The organism is Bilophila sp. (genome assembly GCF_057864385.1).
Window position 1 is genome coordinate 1 of the sequence record NZ_DBMAFI010000064.1, and the last position, 17,803, is coordinate 17,803.

The 17,803-nt window shown below is 49.1% G+C and carries 20 protein-coding genes and 1 pseudogene; 18 read left to right on the top strand and 3 right to left on the bottom strand.

Annotation, left to right across the window (positions count from 1 at the left end; translation table 11 throughout):
• Positions 1-125: 125 nt before the first annotated feature.
• From ACZM8Y_RS14915 to ACZM8Y_RS14930, 4 genes are all read left to right on the top strand, one after another.
• Entirely contained in the window at positions 126-431 is a 306-nt protein-coding gene (locus tag ACZM8Y_RS14915; RefSeq protein WP_489501851.1) for an RNA polymerase sigma factor, read from the top strand.
• Entirely contained in the window at positions 412-669 is a 258-nt protein-coding gene (locus ACZM8Y_RS14920) for a helix-turn-helix domain-containing protein (RefSeq protein ID WP_087164029.1), read from the top strand. Before ACZM8Y_RS14915 ends, ACZM8Y_RS14920 begins: the two co-directional genes overlap by 20 nt.
• Before the next feature lie 695 nt (positions 670-1,364).
• Positions 1,365-2,873, top strand: a complete 1,509-nt coding sequence (locus tag ACZM8Y_RS14925; protein ID WP_242963592.1) for a recombinase family protein — start codon at positions 1,365-1,367, stop codon at positions 2,871-2,873.
• A gap of 68 nt (positions 2,874-2,941) precedes the next feature.
• Positions 2,942-3,562, top strand: coding sequence for a restriction endonuclease (locus ACZM8Y_RS14930; RefSeq protein WP_302982698.1), 621 nt, complete (start codon positions 2,942-2,944; stop codon positions 3,560-3,562).
• 64 nt (positions 3,563-3,626) lie between these two features.
• Here ACZM8Y_RS14930 and ACZM8Y_RS14935 read toward each other — a convergent pair whose 3' ends face one another.
• Entirely contained in the window at positions 3,627-3,905 is a 279-nt protein-coding gene (locus tag ACZM8Y_RS14935; protein WP_337381726.1) for a DUF2188 domain-containing protein, read from the bottom strand.
• Positions 3,906-4,563: 658 nt separating this feature from the next.
• On the opposite strand from ACZM8Y_RS14935, the pseudogene ACZM8Y_RS14940 reads away from it, so the two are divergent.
• The 13 genes and pseudogenes from ACZM8Y_RS14940 (at position 4,564) to ACZM8Y_RS15000 (ending at position 16,292) form a co-directional block, all read left to right on the top strand.
• Positions 4,564-5,607: pseudogene (locus ACZM8Y_RS14940) on the top strand (tyrosine-type recombinase/integrase).
• A 14-nt stretch (positions 5,608-5,621) separates the two neighbouring features.
• Positions 5,622-5,810: a hypothetical protein gene (locus tag ACZM8Y_RS14945; RefSeq protein WP_482333947.1), complete on the top strand. Its 189-nt coding sequence runs from the start codon at positions 5,622-5,624 to the stop codon at positions 5,808-5,810.
• A gap of 130 nt (positions 5,811-5,940) precedes the next feature.
• Positions 5,941-6,909 carry a hypothetical protein gene (locus ACZM8Y_RS14950; RefSeq protein ID WP_482333949.1) on the top strand — a complete coding sequence of 323 codons (969 nt, stop codon included), beginning with the start codon at positions 5,941-5,943 and terminating at the stop codon, positions 6,907-6,909.
• Positions 6,910-7,034: 125 nt separating this feature from the next.
• Entirely contained in the window at positions 7,035-7,253 is a 219-nt protein-coding gene (locus ACZM8Y_RS14955) for a helix-turn-helix transcriptional regulator (RefSeq protein WP_482333951.1), read from the top strand.
• Between the two features lie 33 nt (positions 7,254-7,286).
• Positions 7,287-9,923 carry a DUF927 domain-containing protein gene (locus ACZM8Y_RS14960; RefSeq protein ID WP_482333953.1) on the top strand — a complete coding sequence of 879 codons (2,637 nt, stop codon included), beginning with the start codon at positions 7,287-7,289 and terminating at the stop codon, positions 9,921-9,923.
• 184 nt (positions 9,924-10,107) lie between these two features.
• Positions 10,108-11,331 carry a MobV family relaxase gene (gene mobV / locus ACZM8Y_RS14965; RefSeq protein WP_489501852.1) on the top strand — a complete coding sequence of 408 codons (1,224 nt, stop codon included), beginning with the start codon at positions 10,108-10,110 and terminating at the stop codon, positions 11,329-11,331.
• 144 nt (positions 11,332-11,475) lie between these two features.
• Complete coding sequence (locus ACZM8Y_RS14970) at positions 11,476-11,829, top strand: protein MobC (protein WP_482333957.1); 354 nt, start codon at positions 11,476-11,478, stop codon at positions 11,827-11,829.
• Positions 11,830-11,858: 29 nt separating this feature from the next.
• Positions 11,859-12,473 carry a recombinase family protein gene (locus tag ACZM8Y_RS14975; RefSeq protein WP_483972045.1) on the top strand — a complete coding sequence of 205 codons (615 nt, stop codon included), beginning with the start codon at positions 11,859-11,861 and terminating at the stop codon, positions 12,471-12,473.
• 394 nt (positions 12,474-12,867) lie between these two features.
• Positions 12,868-13,146, top strand: a complete 279-nt coding sequence (locus ACZM8Y_RS14980; RefSeq protein ID WP_489501853.1) for a DUF5334 family protein — start codon at positions 12,868-12,870, stop codon at positions 13,144-13,146.
• The gene (locus tag ACZM8Y_RS14985) at positions 13,143-13,472 is read left to right on the top strand and encodes a hypothetical protein (RefSeq protein ID WP_482334581.1); all 330 of its coding nucleotides are present in this window, start codon (positions 13,143-13,145) and stop codon (positions 13,470-13,472) included. The genes ACZM8Y_RS14980 and ACZM8Y_RS14985 overlap by 4 nt, the downstream gene beginning before the upstream one ends.
• Positions 13,473-14,924 carry a His-Xaa-Ser system radical SAM maturase HxsB gene (gene hxsB / locus ACZM8Y_RS14990; protein ID WP_482334583.1) on the top strand — a complete coding sequence of 484 codons (1,452 nt, stop codon included), beginning with the start codon at positions 13,473-13,475 and terminating at the stop codon, positions 14,922-14,924.
• Entirely contained in the window at positions 14,899-16,023 is a 1,125-nt protein-coding gene (gene hxsC, locus ACZM8Y_RS14995) for a His-Xaa-Ser system radical SAM maturase HxsC (RefSeq protein WP_482334585.1), read from the top strand. Before hxsB ends, hxsC begins: the two co-directional genes overlap by 26 nt.
• Before the next feature lie 17 nt (positions 16,024-16,040).
• Positions 16,041-16,292: a hypothetical protein gene (locus tag ACZM8Y_RS15000; RefSeq protein WP_482334587.1), complete on the top strand. Its 252-nt coding sequence runs from the start codon at positions 16,041-16,043 to the stop codon at positions 16,290-16,292.
• Positions 16,293-16,448: 156 nt separating this feature from the next.
• On the opposite strand, the gene ACZM8Y_RS15005 is transcribed toward ACZM8Y_RS15000, so the two are convergent.
• A complete protein-coding gene (locus tag ACZM8Y_RS15005) occupies positions 16,449-16,793 on the bottom strand; it encodes a hypothetical protein (RefSeq protein WP_482334589.1) in 345 nt (114 codons plus the stop codon).
• Between the two features lie 99 nt (positions 16,794-16,892).
• Entirely contained in the window at positions 16,893-17,210 is a 318-nt protein-coding gene (locus tag ACZM8Y_RS15010) for a type II toxin-antitoxin system TacA family antitoxin (RefSeq protein WP_482334591.1), read from the bottom strand.
• Between the two features lie 369 nt (positions 17,211-17,579).
• Between ACZM8Y_RS15010 and ACZM8Y_RS15015 the strand changes: the two genes are divergently transcribed.
• Positions 17,580-17,803: hypothetical protein (locus tag ACZM8Y_RS15015; RefSeq protein WP_489501854.1), on the top strand; the 224-nt coding region annotated here is incomplete at its 3' end.

A 17,803-nucleotide genomic window follows, 5' to 3' on the forward strand; every position in this document is an offset into this window, starting at 1 on the left:
AAAACTCTTGAAATGGTAGACCTGACAATGGCACTTTTTGCCAGATTCCATGTCAATGGAAGCTGGAAAGATATTGCGTCATTATTTAGTTGACACCCTCGGAAAAGGAAGTAACCTTTTCCGACATGACCTTAGAAGAAGCGCGGCAGCTTCATTCCTTTGACGAGTATTTCAAAAAGGAAGATGATGAACCGAGCTACGAAATGGGCGGGAAGAAAATCACGCTGAAACTGCTTCTTGAAGCAATCCGTACTTTGCCGGAAGAAAAGCGCAAGGCTATACTGCTGTACTACTTTGAGGGAATGAATGACACAAAGATTGCAAAGTTATTCAATACGTCAAGAAGCACAATACAGTATCGCCGGACAAGCTCTTTTGAACTGTTAAGAAAATATCTGGAGGAAAATGCTGATGAATGGGACGAATGGTAATCAGTCCGGTTTTACGGATAAAGCCCTTGTACCCTATCCTGTCATTCTGGCAGCGACGAAGGGCGACCCGGACGCTATGAAAATGGTCTTGCAGCATTTCAGCGGCTACATAGCCCGCCTTTCCATGCGGACGCTGTACGACGAGCGCGGAAACGTCTATTTCGGCGTGGACGAGGATATTCGTGAACGGCTGCAAGCAAAACTGATGTTGGCTGTTCTGGCTTTCAAAGCCGAATAACTGCAATCAGCAACGGAACGCTTTTTCCCCTTTTCCGTTCCAAAGCTGACGAGCATAGCCACTACCTGAACCTTGACAAAGAAAGCGGCGCAAGATAACGGCGGCGCAGTATAGGGCAAACCGGATACGTTCGATATATGGGGAGCCGTTGGGCTGATACGCGACGACGAAAGGAGGGACAAACCGAGCGGGAAATATCAGCATTCCAAAGCAGACTTAGCAACTCTGCCGCCATAATCCATATATCGGTACAATGATACTCCTTTACCGCCGTAGTCCGAGCGTTCAAAGCGTCGCAGGCAACGGGTAGAGCTTCGGCAGACCGCCGGAGGGGTGAAAGTCCCGTGGAGCTATGCTAACAGCCGTCCGGTAAGCTCATTTTTACCTTGTAATAGTGTACTTGCTGTCTTTCATAAGATGTACGGAATACCAAAGGGGGTATGTTTTGTGGAAGATAAAGTTACTTATATGATTGACAAAGACGAAATCAATCAGCAGAAAATGAACTTAACCATAACAAACCGCCGTCCACAATATTTACGGAAATCACAGGAAGCTGCCAAACGGGAAATCGAGCGGCAGCTTTTTAAAATATTCCAGAAATATGTTTAACCGGATTGAAAGAGTATTCGTCCGTTGGTATAATGTAAGTGTGGGCGGCTTATGCACTATGTTTTTGCCGAAAGGACAAAAACATGATGTATGACGCATTATATGGACGACAGTCAATAGAGAAAAAAGACAGTATATCCGTTGAAAGCCAGCTTGAATATTGCAGGTATGAAACCCACGGCGACCCCTATATCGAATATGCCGACAGAGGTTTTAGTGGGAAGAATACCAACCGACCGGACTTTGAAAGGATGATGAACGACATTCGGGCGGGGAAGATTAAGCGGGTAATCGTTTATAAGTTAGACCGTATCAGCCGTTCAATACTGGACTTTGCTAATATGATGGAAACATTTCAAGAGTATAATGTTGAATTTGTTTCCTCTACGGAGAAGTTTGACACTTCAACACCAATCGGCAGAGCCATGTTGAATATCTGTATTGTGTTTGCACAGCTTGAACGGGAAACTATTCAAAAACGAGTAACCGACGCTTATTATGCAAGGAATAAACGGGGCTTTTACATGGGCGGGCGTATTCCGTATGGGTATCGCTTAAAGAGTACGGTCATTGATAATATCCGTACTTCCATGTATGAAGAAGTCCCGGAGGAAAGCGAACAACTGAAACTTATTTATTCCATGTATGCTGACCCGTCAAATTCTCTGGGCGACATTATACGGTATCTGAATAAGCATGGCATTAAGCATTTACGCGGAAGCTCCTGGAACTCCGCAAGACTAAGCGATATGCTGAGAAATCCCGTATATGTGGAAGCTGACATTGATGTATATAATTTCTTCAAAAGTCAAGGCGCAAACGTCTACAACCCGGCGAGTGATTTTACGGGCTACAATGCCTGCTATCTCTACAAAGGGACGGTATCAACTACCAGAAAACAATGCGACCTTACCGACAAAGAGATTGTATTAGCACCGCACAGAGGTTTTATTTCTTCTTCCACATGGTTAGCCTGCCGGATACGCTGTCTAAGTAACCGCCAGTCAACAAAAACCTGCAAGCCTAAAAATTCATGGCTGACCGGGAAAGTAAAATGCGGTAACTGCGGATATGCTTTGGTAATCAGGAAAGCAAAAACGAAATGGGGACGTTACTTTGTTTGCAGTCAAGGAGGACATGACGGCAACTGCAAAGGGACAGGGTGTACGGTTTACGCCGACGTTCTGGAAGAATATATGTTAAACGCCATTCGTGATAAGCTGTCCGAGTTTAAAAAGCTGTCCGACGAAAAAGAAAACCAATCCACCCCTAAAGTATCTAAGAACAAAATCCGTTTGGCACAGATAGACGAGGAAATAGGTGACTTACTTTCCAAAGTAGGAAGCGCAAATTCTATCTTGATGAAGTACATCAATGACAAGGTTTCCGAGTTAGACGCAGAACGCCAGACCTTACAGGAAGAAATCGTATCCCTTACCTGTTCTAAGACAGAAAGCAAAATGGGACAGATAACCGACCATGTGAAAAAATGGCAGGACATTTCCTTTGAGGATAAGCAGGCGGTTGTGGACGCTTTAATCAAAGTTATCAAGGTGGCAAACGGGAATATTGAAATCACATGGAAAATCTAAGGCGGTTTTAACCGCTGTCATTTTTGAGGTAAATCTACTTCAATCTTCCCGTTTCGGTGAAGGCCTTCGTGCGCGATAACTTGTTTGACCGGCCGGTGGAGCTTGATGACGCCAACACCATGCGCAATCTTTCAGAACTGGCGGCCACCAAAACAATTATCGAGAGTTTCAAAAAGGCGATAAACGCGCTGACAGTCAGGGACAAGGGCGATGCCGAAATCCGTGACCACATCAGGCTGCGCAATACGCGGCCATTCATGGTTACCGAACAGGAGTCCCTGCCCGCCAAAAAATCGGTTTTCAACCGCATAATCGGCGATAGCCATTTCGAGCTGGAATTTGCCAGCTTTTTGGAGAGCTGCACAGATGTTCTGGCCTACGCCAAAAACTACCTTGCGGTCAATTTCAAGCTTGATTATGTTAATAGGGACGGCAATATTTCCTACTACTACCCGGATTTCATCGTCAGACTGCCCAAAAACCGCATCGTGATTGTGGAGACCAAGGGCAATGCTGATCTGGATACTCCGCTCAAAATGGAACGCCTGCGCCAGTGGTGCGAGGATGTGAACAAGGCGCAACCAGAAGTAATGTATGATTTTGTTTATGTTCCGCAGGACGAATTTGAAAAGTATCTACCCTCCAACTTTGGGGATTTGTTTGCTAATTTTAGAGAATATAAAATTTAAATTAATCAAGAGTATCAGGGTATACTCTGATACTCTTGCAGTTGTATTATAAAAATTTTGTGATTTATTTTTTGTCTCTAGGGGGGCATGGATCGTTCCCATGTGAGTCTCTATTTGCTATTTTACCATCCTTATTATGGATAAACAATTCGTTGCCTTCAATCTTACTATGATTTCGCGCCCAATCTATAGCCTCTTGTTTTGTGGAGAAAACTCTTGATACCTTTTCATTCCCTGTGTCCTTTGATGCCCAACCATTATCTGTAGGGATGACATGAGTTTGTTTTGGCATAATTTGTATCCTCGTCATTAGAGGTTTATAATATTCTAGATAAATACTCATGGTGTTTGAAATGTCAACCGTATCCCAGAGTATTTTTTCGGCTCATCAAGAAACTTTCATTATAGCCCAGCCAGGACAGTTGAAACAATCCCTTTCTACTTGTCGATGGCGGCTTATGGAGAAATATTCTCATTTTATTTAGGTTCTTTGGAGGAGAACTGAACCTATACTTCGGATGACTTTAAGATTTTTTATGACACTAACATGCTGAATTTATTATATATTAATTCCTATTTTCAGACACAAAGTCAAAATTTATTTCCTCAATAACTTCAACAGGCTAACCACAAAAACTTGCCAACGGTATTTGGAACGGTATTTACAAGGCGTCTGTTATACTTTATCTCTGATTTCAACCTATTGAACCTTGTGATTGGGTCTCCCCTTCGCACCAATAAAAAGTCCAAAATGGTCCATAGGAGGCCGGAATCACTAAGAAAAACGTGGTTTCGGCCTTCTCTTTTTGTCCAGTAAAAGCCAAGTACCCACATGGACACCCACAAAAATCGTTGGTAGATTCGCAGGTACCAATACCACGACGCCATTTCGGCACGGCGAAATACCAGCAGACTACAAATTTTCTTTGAATTCAAATGGATGGAGGTGTATTTTTCCGGTTTTCGCCGCACACTTCTGGACTGTTTTGGAGGATACCAACATGAAACTTTCTGATGCCGCTGTGCGGAACGCCAGAGCCAACGGCAAGGTGCAAAAACTTTCTGATGGCGGCGGCCTGTACCTGCATGTGACGGCGACTGGCAGCAAATTGTGGCGCATGGCCTACAGGTTTGAGGGCAAGCAGAAACTGTTGAGTTTTGGCGCGTGAGTGGTTCGTCAAGTACGAGCCGACACTCTCTGAAAAGCACGCCAAAAAATTGCGCCGTTATCTGGAAAATACGATTTTCCCGGTCATTGGCGGAAAACCTGTCACCCAGCTTGAACCTGCCGACTTTTTGCAGATCGTTCAGCCCTCGGAGCGTCTCGGCCATCACGAAACAGCCCACAAGCTCATGCGCCTGTGCGGACAGGTCACACGCTATGCCCGCATCACAGGCCGCGTCAAATATGATGTGGCGGCGGGGCTGACCGAAGCTCTGACACCGGTGCAGACAACGCATTTCGCCGCCGTCACCCTGCCTGACGACATTGGCCAGCTTTTGCGGGATATTGACGCCTATGTCGGCTATACCTCCGTTGTCTATATTGCCTGAAAATCCTGCCCTACGTGTTCACTCGCCCCTCGGAATTGCGACTGGCGCACTGGAGTGAGTTTGACTGCAAAAACGCCATCTGGATCATCCCGGCTTCGCGCATGAAGATGCGGCGTGAGCATGTGGTGCCGCTGTCCAAACAGGTGCTGGCTTTGCTGAAAGAGCTTCACACCTATACAGGCAACGGTGAACTGCTGTTCCCCAGCGCCCGCGCGCTCTCCACCCCCATCAGCGATGCCGCGCCTTTGGCCGCGTTGCGACGCATGGGCTACGGCAAGGAATCCATGACCCTGCACGGCTTCAGGGCAATGGCCAGCACGAGGCTCAATGAGCTTGGCTTCAGAGCGGATGTCATTGAAGCGCAACTTGCGCACAAGGAACCGGATACCGTGCGTCTTGCCTACAATCGTGCGGAATACATGGAGGAACGTCGGCAGCTTATGCAGAAATGGGCCAACTATTTAGACAAGTTACGTTCCTCTAAACAATAATCATGGAGACAACAATGCCCGATACCATTCATTCCATGAAATCGCCTCAATCCCCGGAACAGGATACGTTCGTCACTATCGGCAACATACCTGAAAATGAACAGATTACCGTTGCCGATACCGGCTGGAGCGAAGAAACCAGAGAACGCATGAGACAGGCTGGCTATGACGACATGGACATGATCCGGGCATGGTACAGCTGAAAAATATGCCAGTTGCCCACACAGGCGGCACGGATAGTTGCAGATCGGCATTCGTATACGATGCCCCGCAAAATCCTCGCCGCCTGTTTCCATATTGTCCGAACACGGCGTTTGAGCTACGCTTTCCTCCATGTTGGACCAGCAAAAAATATCTCTCGGCAGGGTACGGCAGGCATACCGGCTGACCTCGAACGAAGTCGAAGCCATCATTCAGGCGATGTGGCCTCATGCCGTTTTTCCTGCGGAATTATGGCGCAGAGCGCATGAAGCGTACTGGAAAGACTTCGCTGACAGCAATCAGACCGTCTATAACATGGAAAGTCCTGCTTTACCGCAACCGTGTCTGTCAGACAAAAGGCTTCATACCCATTTGTTCGGGTGTGACATCATGGACTTTTTCAGAAAACTTTCGGGGAATATCCATGCCAATGTCCTTGAACTGGGGCTCAAGTATATTCTGGAAGAAACGTATGATGAAATTGAAAACATATTTCCTGAAGAAAAGGAGTTTCTGTTCCATTCCCTGAAAAGACTTGAGACAGAAGATTGCCTTGACCAATACTCGCCAGACTCTCCCCTGTTTGAAGAATCGATATTCACGATACCAGCATCAAGCTATCACTTCATCTCGCATATTTTCGTTGATACCATTCTTGTCAATCGGGATGACACCATCAGATTTCTCCGCAACTATCCCTTGCACAAGGAAGTGAAGGGGATCACTCGCGCGCTTGTGGAATCCATTCTCAAAGCCATGCCCCCTGAAAGTCCCAAAGTACAGACAGAACAGCCAGCCGTGGAAGAAGCGGAAGACGGCAGACTTGTTTTCAGGATTCCATCCACTGTCTGGCGAGGAAAACCGGATCATGCCGTCTACGAGGACATGAAAGATTCCTATCCTCTCCCCGTAATTGCCTATGTACTGTTTTACTGGTGCGATGCCGACAAGCCCGAAACCGGACACAAGACCCCAGTGGGCAGAAAAACGCAGTTGGGCCGCCTGTTCGCTGAAAAGGAATACAGCGATCCCAAGTCGTATCGAAACCAGATGAACGACCTTCTCAAAAAAGCGGACGCCTACTGTATCGTCAAAGGTTGATTTTTCAGCCCCATATTCCCACATTCCCGCGTTTTCCCGTCTTTTTCCCGCCAAATTCCCTCACGGGTCTTTTTCCAAACGTGCCAGAGTCTCCTGAAGACCAACACCCTTCAGGAGATTTTTTTATGGCACAGCAAAAAGCATCGTTCCCCGAATTCGGCTTTGTACGTCTGCCCCAGATTCTGGCCTGCATCCCCATCTGTGAAAGCGCATGGTGGGAAGGCTGCCGAACAGGCCGCTACCCCAAACCAGTGAAGCTTGGCCCCCGCACCACAGCCTGGCGCGTTGAGGATATCAGGGAGCTTATTGAACGCCTGGGTAACGGTGACGACAATGTCAGGTAGCGCAAGCCTTCATGCCTATGTTTGGAGGCCGCAATGAGCGCCGACATTCTGCACAGCTTTGCCGAGTGTCTGCGTGCAGCGGGGCTGGAGGTCGAGGTCGTGCAGGCCGACGGCCTCCTGCACCGTTGCGGCACAGCGGACAGGCCCCGCCGCAAGGACGGCGCGTACAAGGCATTTCTGGATACTCCGGCCTCCATCTGGTGGAAAAACTGGCGTACTGGCGATGAGGGAACATGGACGGCTAGGCCGGAAAGGGAATTCAGCGCCGCCCAGCGCAAGGCTCTGCACGAGCGCCTTGCCGCCGCCAAAGCCGACACAAAGGCCGAGCAGGAACGGCGCTGGAAGGCTGCCGCAACGCTGGCAATCAGTATCTGGAATCATGCCAGTCCTGTCGGGGACAACCATCCCTACCTGCAACGGAAGGAAGTCCCGGCCATCGGTCTGCGGCAGACGGAGGACGGACGTCTGATTGTTCCTGTGCTGAACCCGTCCGGCAAAATCCAGAGCCTGCAATTCATCCTGCCGGACAAGCCCTCCGAGGGGACGGACAAATTCTTTCTCAAGGGCGGCAAAACGTCCGGCGGCTTTTTCTCCATTCCTGCCAAAAACGGAACCAAGGACGGCCCCTTGCTCATTGCTGAGGGCTATGCCACGGCGGCCAGTCTGCATCTGGCCACCGGATACGCGGCACTGGTTGCCTTCAACGCCAGAAATCTGGAAGCCGTGGCCCGCATGGCACGGCAATCCTATCCAGACAGAGAGCTGGTACTTTGCGCGGACAACGACTGTGAAAGCGTCAAAGCCGACGGAGCGCCGTGGAATCCCGGCAGGGAAGCGGCTTCCAGCGCGGCGCAGGCTGTGGGCGGCAAGCTGGCCGTCTGTCCGCCCCATGACGGCAAGGCCACGGATTTCAACGATCTTCACCGCTTACGTTCCCTTGAGGCCGTTCGCGCTGTTGTGGAAGCGGCACGGAAACAGAATGTTGATTGCCCCATGCCGGAGGGCTTCTTTCTTGTGCCGGAAGGCAAACGTGCCGGGTTGTACAAGCTGGAAACCAAACCGGACGGCGAGCTGAATGAAATCCGTATCGGACCTCCGCTCTCCGTGAAAGGCATGACCCGCGACAGCGAGGGCAACGAATGGGGCCTCATGCTCGAATGGGTTGACCCGGACGCCAAGAAGCACACCTGGCCCATGCCCGTTGAAATGCTTTTCCGGCAAAACGGAGACTGGTACAGCGCCCTGGCTTCCGGCGGCTGGTTCGGCAATCCCGTTGCCAGAAAAAAACTGGTAGATTTTCTGGCTACCGTCAGACCCGCCCGGCGTATTCGTTGTGTTCCCCGCACCGGCTGGGACAATGCCGCTTACATCCTGCCGGATGCCGTGTACGGCGATACCTCCGGCGAAAGTGTGGTTCTGCAATCCGCACATCACGGTGATCTGTACCGCACTGCCGGAACCTTGGACGGCTGGAAGGAGGTAGCGGCACTCTCCATCGGCAATTCCCGACTGAGCTTCGCTCTGTGCGCGGCGTTTGCCGGGCCGTTGCTGCGTCTGGCCAGTCTGGAAGGCGGCGGATTCAGCTTTGAGGGTGGTTCGTCATCGGGCAAGACAACAGCCCTCCAGATTGCCGCCTCGGTCTGGGGCGGGCCGGAACACGTCCGAAGCTGGCGCGCCACGGACAACGGCCTTGAAAACATCGCTGTCCTGCACAACGACAATGTGCTGATTCTGGATGAAGTCGGGCAGGTCAACGGCAAGATTCTGGCCGAATGCGCCTACATGCTGGCCAATGGTCAGGGCAAGGGCCGTTCCAGCCGTGAGGGCAATCTTCGCAAATCCCATTCCTGGCGTCTGCTCTTTCTCTCCAGCGGCGAACTCGGCCTTGCCGACAAGCTGGCGGAAAACGGGTTGAAATCCAGAGGCGGGCAGGAAGTCCGTTTTGTCGGGCTTCCCGTTGATACGTCCATGCTCACCGAGTTGCACGGTTTTCCCCATGCCGGGGCCGTAGTCAATCACATCAAGGAGTTGACCTCTCTCCATTACGGTCACGCGGGCCGCGCCTTCCTGCACAAGCTGACCCAATCCGACACCATGAAGATGGTTCTGTCCGAATTGCAACCGGCTCTTGCCAACACGGTCAGTCGTCTTGTGCCTGCCGGAGCGGACGGACAGGTGCGGCGCGTGGCCCAACGCTTCGCGCTTTGTGGACTGGCCGGAGGTCTGGCCGTGCAAATGGAGATTCTGCCTGCGGACTTTGACGCTTCAGGCTGTGCCAAGCGTTGTTTCCATGACTGGCTGGCTGCGCGTGGCGGCATCGGCGCTTCCGAGGATGCCGCCATCCTCGCGGTCGTGCGCCTGTTCATTGAACAGCACGGGGCAAGCCGCTTTCAGGATCTGGACAGGGTTGCCGACACCTGCCCCAACCGTGTGGGATTCAGACGCACACGCAGCAGCATAACCGAGTATCTGATTCTGCCGGAAAGTTTCCGAGCCGAAATTGTCAAAGGGTACGCCGAAACAAGAGCCGTGCGTGTTTTGCGTGAAGCGGGCTGGCTACGCACTCCAGATAAAAACCGACTGAAAGCTCAGGAGCGTCTTCCCGGCCTTGGACGTATGCGCGTCTACATCGTGCGTCTGCCGGATGACACGGACGAAGATCCAGCTTAAACCTTGTCCGATTGAGCGGTGACAGTGGGGACAACGGTGACAAGCCTGCAACCGCAAGGGGTTATGCCTGTCACCACTGTCACCATTCCATAGTCGAGTGGTGACAGCCGGAATACCTTGTCATTGCCCGATTGTCACCACTGTCACCGCTGTCGCCACTGAAAACAAACAGGGAGAAAAGGCCATGTCCTATCTCGTTTTACATATGGACAAATTCAAGAAAGACGCCATTCGCGGCATTCAATCGCACAATCGGCGCGAGCGTGAAAGCCATTCCAACCCCGACATCGACTACAGTCGAAGCACCGGCAACTACGATCTCCACGAATTCGCCTCAGCCAACTACATGCAGGCCATCCAGAATCGCATTGACGACCTGCTCATGGTCAAGGCTGTGCGCAAGGACGCCGTGCATCTGTGCGGTCTGATTGTCAGTTCTGACAAGGTGTTCTTTACCCGCATGGGCAAAGACGAAACCAGACGGTTTTTCGAGGAAGCCGCAGCCTATCTCACAGATTTTGTCGGCAAGGAAAATGTCATTTCGGCAATGGTACACATGGATGAAAAAACGCCGCACATGCACTTTCTTCATGTGCCGGTAACGCCAGACGGACGACTCAGCGCCAACAGCATCTATACCCGCGCCAGTCTGAAAAAACTGCAAACTGACTTGCCCCTCTATCTGCAAGGCCGGGGTTTCGACATTCAGCGCGGCGTCGAGCAGAAGCCCGGTTCTGCGAAAAAGCATCTGGATACGCGTGAGTTCAAGCAGCAACAGGAAGCCCTGAACAACCTGATTCTGGAATCCGAAGAACTTGCTCAAAATTCCCGACAAATCCTTGCTGCTCTGGAACAGCGTGAAGAAGAACTGAAAAAGAACATTGAAACGTATGAGCAACAGGCTGAGGAGGCGGAAAAGGTTCTTCGGGAAGATTCCGCTTTACCGAAGGCATCCATATTCAACTACCAATCCGTGCTGAAAAAAGCGTCATCCATCATTACCGAGTTGAAAAAGGCGCTTGCCGTCACACACCTTGCTCAAAAGCAGAAAGAAAGTCTGCAAAGGGAAATGGAAACCTTACGCACAAAACAGACTCAGCTTGAAGCGGAATACACGGCCCACAGGAAGCAGAGCCATGAGGAAAAAGAGGAGCTGGAGACACTGTTGAAGAAAATGAAAAGGCTCATGGCAGGCTATCAGGAGTTTTTGCGTCAGCCGGAAATCCGACCGCTCCATCTCGACTTCGTGGAACGTAAGCGTGCCGAGCAACTCCAGCGTCAGCAGGAAAAGGAACAGCAGGAGCGAGAGCGTCAGGAGGCGGAGGCCCGGCGACAGGCCCAGTGTGAACAGCACGTCCCGCAAGAGCCTGAAGCCATGCCGCAACGCCGTCGCTCAAGGATGCGCTGACCGTCCGCCGGGAATCTCGACTCGAAGGCGAGTCATAGCCCACTAGGGTTTACTGCGTAAACCAGTGGGCAAGCGTGCCGCTTGACCGCCAAAGGCAGAAAACAAAATCGGTGACATCCCCCGTCAACCACAGGAGAAAAGTTCATGAGCATTACCGCCAGTCAACTGAAAGAAATCAGACAGGAGTTTGCCAAGCTCAAGCCCGCCACCGTCACGTTGGACGGAACCCGCACCATGACCGTGAAGCAGGCCATTTTCACCCTCGCCCCGACGCTGGAGCGGATGAAGAAGCGCGGCTTCGACACTCAGGAAATCGTCGAAAAGCTGCATGAGAAAGGGATAGAGGTGAAGCCTCAGACCCTGACCAAATATCTGACCGAAGCCAGACGGCAACGGGAAGGACGGAAAACCCAAAAGAGAGACACCCCCCCGCCGCCTCCGAGACACGAACAACGCGGCAGCTTCATTGTTGCTGACATCCCGGATGATGAACTGTGAGAAAGAAACCACTCGGAGGAGAAACCGTCATGGCAAAAACGTACGGATATATCCGCGTATCCAGTACGGATCAGAACGAGATCCGCCAGCGCATCGTCCTTGAACAGCAGGCCATACCGCCGGGCCGTATCTTCATGGACAAAATGTCGGGCAAGGATTTCCAGCGCCCGCAGTATCAGGCCATGCTCAAGAGGCTCGGGCCGGGGGATTTGCTCTGCATCACCAGCATTGACCGGCTCGGCCGAAATTACGAGGAGATTCTGGAACAGTGGCGCGTGCTGACCAGGGAAAAGCGCGTGGATATCCTCGTGCTGGACATGCCCCTGCTCGACACCAGACGCGACAAAAATTTGCTCGGCACCTTCATTGCGGACCTTGTCTTGCAGGTGCTTTCCTTCGTGGCTCAGAACGAGCGAGAGAACATCCGCAACCGACAAGCCCAAGGCATTGCCGCGGCCAAACAGCGTGGCGTGCGTTTTGGTCGTGAGGTCAAACCCTTGCCGGACAACTTTCTGGAAAGCTGCGCCCTCTGGTTCAATGGCCGTATCTCCGGCTTGGAGGCCGCTAGAAGATGCCGGATGCCATCGAGCACCTTTTACCGGAAAGCCGGAAGCCTTCGGGAAAACAGCGGCGGTATTGTCTAATAAGGTGTACTTTTTGGGGAAATCAATTTTTCTTCCTTTTAGCTAAGAAAATAGTCCCTGTCAAACCTCGCTGGACATCAAATGTACCCTTTACCCCTCCTTACCGCAAAGTACAATTTTTGGGGAATAGGCGGGGTGGCATGCTGATATCTTCCCCAGACTTCTGGAAGAAGCCCTTATTACCCGTCTGCTGCAGCCGCCTTTTTACGCCCCACGGCGTTGTAAGGCCAACATTGAACTTGCAGTATGTTCAATACTGCTTCGCACAATGTTTGTCTTGCGCGTTGCCGATGGAGGATGACCCTATGGAGATAGAAAGCAATGTGAAGGAAAATGGCCTGTCTTGCATCAGATATATCAAGCTTGTGCTGAAACAGGCCATATCCTGACGGAGATGACTACGATGATTAAGCTTTTATTTATTGCGACAATGCTTTTCGCTACTCCTTGCATGGCGTGGGATGGCTATGATTACGATAAGGGAAGTTTTATAGAAATAGAAAAAGGAAATCTTGTCAGGAGGGGTAGGACAATTGAAATTTATGACTATGATGATGGTCAATACAAGGATGTTGAAGTCGAAAGCATTCAACGTATTCCCGGTGCGGTAGAAATTGAGGTTTTTGATTTTGAAACCGGCGAAAACAGAATTTTTGAAATGGATGAAAGATGATGTCCGTTCCGTTTAGATTTGAAGATGATGAAAATTTTGGAGTAATCACTGCTGAAAAGCAGTTCTTTACGGGAAAATGTATTCTGGATGTGTCCGCTGAGGTTTCTTGCCTTTACCATGTATCATATGATGCCAGAAGCAATCCCGAAGCAATTATTATTAAAATTTCCCCGAAAGGCGAGAACAGGCGATTAACGGAATCTGATTTGCGCGATTTTATGAACAAGCTTATTGATCACCAAACTTGGCTGGACTTGAACAAGGAATTTGGGGAGATCAGGCAAACAATTGTCGCGGAGGCTTTTTCTCCGCTCAAGAAGCTGTAAATGTATACCATTCTGCCATTCAACTTCACTCCTTTTGACGATTCCTTTCTCCTGGTGAATGAAGCCGGGGTCTTTACCTTTTTGAAGCAAAAAGACTTTGAAGATTTCATAAGGCACAATCTTTCCGAAAATTCGCCTATTTTTGACAATCTTGAAAGTGACCTGTTTCTTACCACTGGAGATGTTGATCAGGCTATCCGCAAGCTTGCTGCAAGATACCGCTCCCGTAAGGAATATCTGCGCGATTTCACAAGTTTGCACATGATGGTCATCACTTTAAGGTGCAATCAGAGATGTGGCTATTGTCAAGTATCCAGTGCCGATGAGGATTCCATAAAGTACGACATGCCCATTGAGACGGCGGAAAAAATAGTCGATTTCATCCTTTCCGCTCCCACCGATTTTCCCAAAATAGAATTTCAGGGTGGGGAGCCGACTATAAACTGGCCCACAATCGTCGCCACTGTGGAAAGAGCAGAAAAACGGTCTGCCGAACTTGGAAAAAATGTTGAATTCGTTATATGTTCAAACCTAATATTCATAACGGAAGATCAACTTCATTTTTGCAAGGATCATAAAATTGCTATTTCAACATCCCTTGACGGCCCCCGGAATATCCATGACAAATTCCGCAGAACTCGATTTGACAAGGGAACATATGATTCCTTTTTCCATAATTTAAAAAAGGCAAGAGAAATTGTGGGCGACAGAGTTTCTGCGCTCATGACAACCTCGGCAGAATCCCTGAACAGGCTGAACGAAGTCATTGACGAATATGTAAGACTCGGCATGGACGGGATATTCATTCGCTCCCTCAATCCTTATGGTTTTGCTGTCGAGAATGCCCGGCTCATAGGTTATCCCATGCAGGATTTTACCGAAAAGTATCTGGAAGCCCTTGAATATATCCTTAAGCTGAATGAGCAGGTCTATTTTCCTGAATATTTTGCGACCCTGCTCTTTACGAGGATGCTAACATTCATGCCCACGGGGTTTGTGGACTTGCAGTCTCCAAGCGGCGTGGGAATAGCCGGGGCGATTTACGATTTTGACGGATCGGTTTTCCCATCCGACGAGGCCCGGATGCTTGCCCGCATGGGCGACAGGCATTTTTGCCTGGGGAATATCAATGAGGGAACGTTCAAGGATATTTTTGGCGGTAAAAAGCTGCGGGAAATAATTTCCGCAGCCTGTGTTGAAACGACAGTTCCTTGCGGCTGGTGCGCTTACCAAGCTTACTGTGGGACAGATCCGGTGCGAAATTACCTTGAAAGTGGCAAGGAAAGCCGGAATATGGCGGGAACCCCATTTTGTATAAAACATAAAAGGATTTTTGAAGGACTTTTGCGGATATTACGGAACGCCGACGACAAGCGGAAATCGATAATCTGGAGCTGGATAATGAACAATCCGGGATTGGCAGGACATGAAACAGGGCAAAGGAATTCCTAACAGCAAATTTAACAGGATTGTTGGCATTGCCACCACAAAACCTGTTCCAGTAGCTTTGCGCCACAAACATATCTATGTTGGCGAAAAGGCAGGGTTGCATTCCCTCGGCTATGCCGGATGTATTTTTTCCGGCAAAGGCAAGGGTATTTTTCAACCATGCGCAATTACGCAGGCAGATATTTCTATAATAAACGACGATGACATCCTGATACTGGATGACAGCGGAAAGTTTGATTTCGTATGGGAAGCCGATTCACCACACAATTCATTTTTTCTGACCGGCAAGTGTAACGTGTCATGCCTGATGTGCCCGCAGCCGCCCAGTGATTTCGATAATCTGGCTTACGGCGAGGCAAGGAAAATTCTTAAGCTCTTACAAGGACGCGGGATTTCCGATATTTGCCTGACGGGTGGCGAACCGACGCTGATAAAGGACAAGTTTATTGCATTTCTGGCCCAGTGCGTGGCACAGCATCCAGAATCGCATATTTCTGTTCTCACAAACGGGCGGACACTCGCCGATATGGATTTTGTGGAACGCATTGCCGAAATCGATACATCCAATGTGATCTTTTGTGTCTCTCTCCATGGTGACAATCCCAGATTGCATGACACAATTGTCAGCAAGCCAGGTAGTTTTGAAAAAACGGAAGCAGGAATATACAACCTGGCTAGAAAAGGAATAAAAATTGAAATTAGGCATGTAATCACGAAGCTTAACTATAAACGATTGCCACAAATGGCACGGCATATGTATAATTATATGCCGTTTTGTGAGCATTATGCTTTTATGGCTATGGAGTTATACGGTGATGCAATCAAACATATCGATTGCATTATGATCAATCCTACTCAATATAAAAGTGAGCTTTCTGATGCTGCGCTTTTGCTTGAGCGGGCTTGCCTACCCGTTTCGCTTTACAACATTCCACTGTGTATGGCGGATGAACGCGTAAGACACCTTGCAAGACAGTCGATTTCAACATGGAAAAACATCTTCACGCAGGGATGCGACGAATGTTCGCAAAAATCCGAATGTAGTGGATTTTTTGCCACTTCAGAGAGGATACCTGTGGAAGATATAACCCCTTTTCATTAACTCAGAGGAGGTTTGGCATGAGAAGGATCGTTTATTTACTGTTCATGGCAATGGGCGTGTTTTCGTTGGAAGCTATTGAACAACCAGTCCAGCAGCCTGCGGATGCCCAGATTTGGCAGAACGCGGTGAAACAAGACAATTCCTATTTTTCCGATGTCATGAACAAAGCATCTGACGAAATGCTTGTGGCTGCCCATTACAGCCATTCAAGCCACTACAGTCATTCAAGCCACTCAAGCCACAGAAGTCACTACTCTTCTAGATATTAATTCAAATATCTTGCCGTTCCTGTATAAGTCATCTAGATGAAAATGCAGGAACGGCATGTTGTATAAAATAAAATAGATTATTTGAATTTGCGTTTTTATATATCATTTTGTCTTATCTTCTCATGTACAAAGTGCTTTTGCCTGCTTTCTGTGCATTCAAAGATGAAGCGTGTTATCCGAAAAACGCTGAAACAAGAATTTTTCATAGAAAGCGGAAACGTGTTCGAGAAACAAGGTCCACGCAAGTTCATTGGCGCAAGAGCGACGCAAGGCATCCAGAACCATGAGGCTTCCGACATGTTGGCCTTGCATACTTGATGCAACCGTCAATCTGCCAAGGCGAACAGCAGGAATATTCGGATAACGCGGCATCTTGCGAGCTATTTTCTCCGGCACGTTATCTAGAAGGACAGATGCCGCAGGCAAGGTATAATAGCCGATGATTTTATCCAGAGCTGTTTCCGTCCTGGCAACTATGGCTGTGGCAAAACCGCGCTTCATATCCTAGCTGGCAAGTTTTTGCAGGTAGATATCCACGGCCTCGCCACAGCTAAAGCCGCTTTTATCCATAGCAGGGGGATAAAAGGCCAAAAAGCAGCTTCATGCCTGAGTCACCCGCTCACCATACTCGCTGGTCAGGGATTTGAGAAACCGGTTTGACTCGGATACACTTTCTTCAGTCAGCGCCTTGGCCAATAACTCCTGGTCACGTAGGGTCAGACGAATCAGAGTTTGTTCGGCAATGCCCCGTTCTGCTTTTTCCAGGGCAGATTCAATGAGAAAATCCGTGCGAGTCCGGCCTTGCAGGGCGGCAACCCGGTCAATGGTATCTCGAACAGTCGGGGGAGTTCTGGCATCAATGCGGGAACATGGATAATTCAGAATTTTGAGACATGGAGGCCTTCTAAAAATATACACGGTTTTTTGCCGTACAAATCAAGGGGCTACAAATGCTGGGGGATTGACAAAGTTTGATTTTTTGAGCAACGGGGAAAATTCCTCTTTTTGGCCCATTCGAAGTTTCAGAAAAGGAGGTCGGAAGTTCAAAGCCTAAGCCATTCAACCTGACATGATTTTGCCCTGATGCGTCCATTGACTGGAGTATCAAGGAAAGTGTACACTAAAGCATAGGTTGTCATCAAATGCACCTTGTGCAAGTACGGCTCGGATATGTGGTAACTGGCTACGGAAACGGCGATGAGACAGGCCGAGATGATGCGAATGAGCTTTTTACTTATCAAATCGGGTGAGATTGATAAAAAATCTCCTTAAAAAGAGGAAAGCAAAATGGAATCCACAATAGAAATTGTATGTGAATTTTTAAAATATCTTATAAATACTATTACAAGTATGAGTTGGCAGATATTTGCTTTTTTTGTGCTTTTTATTTTTAAAGATAGCCTTATTGATTTTATATCAAAAATTAAAAATATACATGCAATAGGATTTTCTTTTGATTCAGATATTCAACAGCAAAGCATTGATTCTATCCAAAACAACTCAAGCCCATC

What these genes read in the sequence shown, in the direction of transcription:
- ACZM8Y_RS14915 (WP_489501851.1), top strand. Translation starts at nt 126, where the DNA reads ATGACCTTAGAAGAAGCGCGGCAGCTTCATTCCTTTGACGAGTATTTC.
- ACZM8Y_RS14920 (WP_087164029.1), top strand. Translation starts at nt 412, where the DNA reads ATGAATGGGACGAATGGTAATCAGTCCGGTTTTACGGATAAAGCCCTT.
- ACZM8Y_RS14925 (WP_242963592.1), top strand. Translation starts at nt 1,365, where the DNA reads ATGATGTATGACGCATTATATGGACGACAGTCAATAGAGAAAAAAGAC.
- ACZM8Y_RS14935 (WP_337381726.1), bottom strand. Translation starts at nt 3,905, where the DNA reads ATGAGTATTTATCTAGAATATTATAAACCTCTAATGACGAGGATACAA.
- ACZM8Y_RS14945 (WP_482333947.1), top strand. Translation starts at nt 5,622, where the DNA reads ATGCCCGATACCATTCATTCCATGAAATCGCCTCAATCCCCGGAACAG.
- ACZM8Y_RS14950 (WP_482333949.1), top strand. Translation starts at nt 5,941, where the DNA reads ATGTTGGACCAGCAAAAAATATCTCTCGGCAGGGTACGGCAGGCATAC.
- ACZM8Y_RS14955 (WP_482333951.1), top strand. Translation starts at nt 7,035, where the DNA reads ATGGCACAGCAAAAAGCATCGTTCCCCGAATTCGGCTTTGTACGTCTG.
- ACZM8Y_RS14960 (WP_482333953.1), top strand. Translation starts at nt 7,287, where the DNA reads ATGAGCGCCGACATTCTGCACAGCTTTGCCGAGTGTCTGCGTGCAGCG.
- mobV (WP_489501852.1), top strand. Translation starts at nt 10,108, where the DNA reads ATGTCCTATCTCGTTTTACATATGGACAAATTCAAGAAAGACGCCATT.
- ACZM8Y_RS14970 (WP_482333957.1), top strand. Translation starts at nt 11,476, where the DNA reads ATGAGCATTACCGCCAGTCAACTGAAAGAAATCAGACAGGAGTTTGCC.
- ACZM8Y_RS14975 (WP_483972045.1), top strand. Translation starts at nt 11,859, where the DNA reads ATGGCAAAAACGTACGGATATATCCGCGTATCCAGTACGGATCAGAAC.
- ACZM8Y_RS14980 (WP_489501853.1), top strand. Translation starts at nt 12,868, where the DNA reads ATGACTACGATGATTAAGCTTTTATTTATTGCGACAATGCTTTTCGCT.
- ACZM8Y_RS14985 (WP_482334581.1), top strand. Translation starts at nt 13,143, where the DNA reads ATGATGTCCGTTCCGTTTAGATTTGAAGATGATGAAAATTTTGGAGTA.
- hxsB (WP_482334583.1), top strand. Translation starts at nt 13,473, where the DNA reads ATGTATACCATTCTGCCATTCAACTTCACTCCTTTTGACGATTCCTTT.
- hxsC (WP_482334585.1), top strand. Translation starts at nt 14,899, where the DNA reads ATGAAACAGGGCAAAGGAATTCCTAACAGCAAATTTAACAGGATTGTT.
- ACZM8Y_RS15000 (WP_482334587.1), top strand. Translation starts at nt 16,041, where the DNA reads ATGAGAAGGATCGTTTATTTACTGTTCATGGCAATGGGCGTGTTTTCG.
- ACZM8Y_RS15005 (WP_482334589.1), bottom strand. Translation starts at nt 16,793, where the DNA reads ATGAAGCGCGGTTTTGCCACAGCCATAGTTGCCAGGACGGAAACAGCT.